This is a genomic window from Paracoccus sp. IB05 (assembly GCF_016405985.1).
Taxonomy (GTDB): domain Bacteria; phylum Pseudomonadota; class Alphaproteobacteria; order Rhodobacterales; family Rhodobacteraceae; genus Pseudogemmobacter.
Genome location: NZ_JAEFCF010000079.1, coordinates 1 through 4000 on the forward strand (window position 1 = coordinate 1; position 4000 = coordinate 4000).

The 4000-nt window shown below is 60.0% G+C and carries 3 protein-coding genes; 1 reads left to right on the forward strand and 2 read right to left on the reverse strand.

Translation table 11 applies throughout. The features are described from left to right. Positions 1–253: 253 nt before the first annotated feature. Positions 254–1594, reverse strand: coding sequence for an NAD(P)-binding domain-containing protein (locus JC607_RS24960; RefSeq protein WP_198839408.1), 1341 nt, complete (start codon positions 1592–1594; stop codon positions 254–256). Positions 1595–1761: 167 nt separating this feature from the next. Between JC607_RS24960 and JC607_RS24965 the strand changes: the two genes are divergently transcribed. Next, positions 1762–3078 carry an ABC transporter substrate-binding protein gene (locus JC607_RS24965; protein ID WP_198839409.1) on the forward strand — a complete coding sequence of 439 codons (1317 nt, stop codon included), beginning with the start codon at positions 1762–1764 and terminating at the stop codon, positions 3076–3078. A 9-nt stretch (positions 3079–3087) separates the two neighbouring features. On the opposite strand, the gene JC607_RS24970 is transcribed toward JC607_RS24965, so the two are convergent. Next, the gene (locus JC607_RS24970; protein WP_198839410.1) at positions 3088–3807 is read right to left on the reverse strand and encodes a FadR/GntR family transcriptional regulator; all 720 of its coding nucleotides are present in this window, start codon (positions 3805–3807) and stop codon (positions 3088–3090) included. Between the last annotated feature and the right edge of the window lie 193 nt (positions 3808–4000).

Below are 4000 nucleotides of genomic sequence, written 5' to 3' on the forward strand. Positions count from 1 at the left end.
TCGCCGCCAATGGCGAAGACGGCAACGGCGATGTCGAGGCCAAAGTGAAGGCCGAGGTCCAGGCCCTGTGCAACAGGTTCCCGCTTTATCCGACCCTCTGACCACTTTCACTATTCGAACATTTTAATCATAAAATGCCGGCAGATCTGCCGGCATTTTACGTATTTCCGACAATCTCGCAAAAGACAGGGGCGCTGGACCATGCCAGCGCCCCTTCTGATCGGAACCTCTCCTTTTGCGCCAGAGCGGACCGTCAGTTCTGCAGATAGCTTTCAATCGTGTCGTCCAGCGCATCCTTCCAGAGCGTATGATGCTTCGGCGCCATCGTGCCGGTGATCACCGATCTGTAGGAATTGTTGCGGAAGCCCATGATGTCCTGCTTCTTGTGCTCCTTCCATTCGAAGAAGATCTCGCAGGCGCCATCGACATCGAAGCTCGGGTAATCCGTTTCTTCGATCAGTTCTTTAACGTAATCCCCCTGATACTGGATCGCATCATGGGTGTCTTTGCCGGCATCCTCGCGCGCAACGCGGTCGGTCACATCAGCCAGCATCGCCTCTTTACCCGGCAGCGCGATGCGCCCCAGAATCACATCACGCGCCCACCAGGCCTGGGCGTCGAACATGTTAAAGGTGAACCACTGATCCTGCATCCCGATATAGAAAAGGGCCGGGTTATGGACATAGGCGACCCCCTTATAGAGGTCATTCGTCGCAAGCCGGTTCGCCGTTCTCAGCCGCAGCCCGTCGGGCAGGAAGGGGAAGTGGTGCTTGTAGCCGGTGCACAGAATGATCGCGTCGATCTTCTTGGTCGTGCCATCGCCGAAGGTGACGATATTGCCTTCGACCTTCTGCATATTGGGCTTTTCTTCCCAGTTATCCGGCCAGTCGAACCCCATCGGCGCCGAGCGATAGGTGTTGGTGACCGACTTCGCGCCATATTTCCAGCATTGCGAGCCGATGTCTTCCGACGAATAGGAGGTGCCGACCAGCATCACATCCTTGCCAGTGAATTCGCGCGCATCGCGGAAATCATGGGCATGGACGATGCGGCCGTTGAAGCGCTCGAACCCGGGGAAGGAGGGCACATTCGGCGTCGAGAAGTGACCCGAGGCGACGATCACATGGTCGAATTCTTCCGAATAGCAGTGATCTTTCGGAAGATCCTGGACGGTAACGGTGAATTTCTGCGTCGCCTCATCCCAGTCAACCAGGCGGACCACATTCTCAAAGCGGATCCATTTGCGGACCCCTGCCTTATTCACGCGCCCCTCGATATAGTCGAGCAGCACCGCGCGCGGCGGGTAGGAAGCGATCTGCTTGCCAAAATGCTCTTCAAAAGAATAATCAGCGAATTCAAGCCCTTCTTTCGGGCCATTCGACCAAAGATAGCGGTACATCGAGCCATGAACCGGTTCGCCATACTGGTCCAGACCAGTGCGCCAGGAGTAGTTCCACAGCCCACCCCAGTCGGACTGCTTCTCGAAGCAGACGATCTCTGGAATTTCAGCGCCTTTTTCGGCGGCCGACTGAAAGGCGCGCAGCTGTGCAAGGCCAGAAGGGCCTGCTCCGATGACTGCGATTCTCTTACTCATGCGTTTGCTCCCGTTGGTCTGAACCAGTTCATGGATTGGTTCCTTATTCACTGCGCCAATTACGCGACAGGATTGCCAGCATGTCAACAAATCTTCATGCTGGGAAAAAGATTCCTGGCGGAATCGCTGCCCACCGGGCGGTCTGACGCTGAAACAAGGGGCAGGAGATGACAGGTTCCGTCAGTCTGGCACAGCGGCTCGCGGTCGGAGGTCTGGTCCGGCGCCTTGATACTGCCACCGGACAGCGGATCCCGATCGGATTTCTGGCACCGTTGAGCGGCCAGGTGCGGTCCTGGGGCCTGCCCGGGCTTTATGGCTGTCAGATCTGGGCCGACCAGATCAATGCTTCGGGCGGTATGATGATCAGCGGGCGGCGCCATCAGGTCGAGATCCTCGCCGAAGATTGCGGCTATGACCCCGACCGGGCGTTTCTCGGCGCGCGCCGGCTGGTCCAGGACGGCAATGTGCGGTTTCTGATGATGCTTGGCGGCGACTCGCTGCGCCGGCTCCGCCCCTGGCTGACCGAACGCAAGATCCTGACCTCGACCCTGCTCCCGAGCGATCTTTCCCCCGACACGCCCTATCTGATCGCGCCGAGCGAGACCCATCCCCTGTTCAATGTCACCGCAGTCGGCTGGCTGGCAAAGAACCGGCCCGAGCTGAGGCGGGTGGCGCTGTGCAGCCAGATGGATGAGCTGGGCCTGCCCTCGCTTGCCGCCTATCGTGCGGCATTCGGCGCCGAAGGGTTCCAGATCACCAAAGAGATCCGCTATCCCAATACCGGCGGTGATGCGGACGAGATCGTGGCGGCGATGCTGGCCACAGATCCGCAGATCCTGTGCTGGTGCACCAGCCACACGCCGATGGTCCATGCGCTGACCGAAGCGGCGCATCGCCAGGGCTTTGCCGGCCAGCTGCTGTCCTGCACCGCCGATGGCTACCGCGAGCTGATCCGCAAAACATCAACGGAGTTCATGGAAGGCTTCCTCTTCCAGTTCCCTGATTTCGACGACCCTGCCCTGCAGAATAAAAGCTTTTTCTTCAACCGCCCGACACAGTTCCACAGCGAATATGAGCGGCGCTTTCCCGGCAGCTGGGGCTCGGTGTCCTGGGAATATGCGGCAACGCTGGACCTGTGGCATATGGCGGTGCAAAAGGCCGGAACGGTGGCGCCGGTCTCGGTTCTTGCGGCGATGAAACATGGCGGTCGGGGCGAACATGCCTTCGGACATGCGCGCTGGCTCGGGACTGAATTCTACGGCAATGACAATCTGTTGGCGGGGGACTGGCCGGTGGTCCGGATCACTTCGGGCCGGGCGCGGGTCGTCGGCTTCGGCTCGATCCCGGCCTGGCTGGCCGAACATGGTGCACGGCTCCGCCAGGAAATGGAGGCCCTTGGCCAGATGTGGTATCAGCGCGAGGGCAAAGAGCCGCTGCCGATCCGCGACACCACGCTGGACAGCGCCGCCTCCGCCCCGCTCTGATCCCGCGTCTCAGTCTTCCTGCATCAGGAGCTTTTGCTCTTCGATCAGCAAAAGCTTGGTAAATTCGACCGCGCTTTCGATGTCGCGCGCGGTCAGGGTATTGAACAGCGTGTTGTAATAGCGCTGGCAGTCCTGGATGCGTTTTGGCGTCAGAAAGCGGCGGTTCAGCGCGGCGCGAAACGCCTGATGGCGTGCCGCGATCACCAGATCGTAGCAGGCCGCGATCAGTGGATTGCCGGTGCCTTTGGCGATCTGGCGGTGAAATTCATCCTCCAGCCGCGCGAATTCACTGGCATCGGTGGTCACCGCCTCCATCGCGGAAAGCACCTCGCCAAGCGCCTCGATCTCGCGCGGCGACATGGCAATGATGGCGAGGCGGATCATCTCGGGCTCAAGAATGCCGCGCATCACCTGCAGATCAAGCGGGCTGGTCTCAGCCGCCACATCGCCGACGTCGATATCCTCATGCCGTGACAGCCCGGTGACAAAGCTTCCCGACCCGGCGCGTCGACGGATAACACCCTGATTTTCCAGCACATCCAGGGCCTCGCGCACCGTATTGCGCGCAACCCCCAGCTCTCCGGCCAGGGTGCGTTCCGAGGGCAGTCGCTCGTCAACCACATATTCCTGCGAGGTGATCCGCGCGAGCAGCGTCTCGGCCACGATCCTGACAGTCGCCCCCAGCGACTGATCGGCAAAGAGCACTGTCACCTGTTCCGGCCTGCGCATTCTGTGCCCCTCCTGTTGTCACTGTCCCGAATATCATCAGAAGCACCGCGTCGGTGCAACCGCATGAAAAAAGCGCGCCCGGTTAGGGGCGCGCAAGTCCAACGAACTGGCTCAGGACCAGCCCGCCAGGGGATCAAGCCTCAGATATCGAGAGTATTTTGTTTTTCCCATTGTGTGAAATGGCCGCAATATT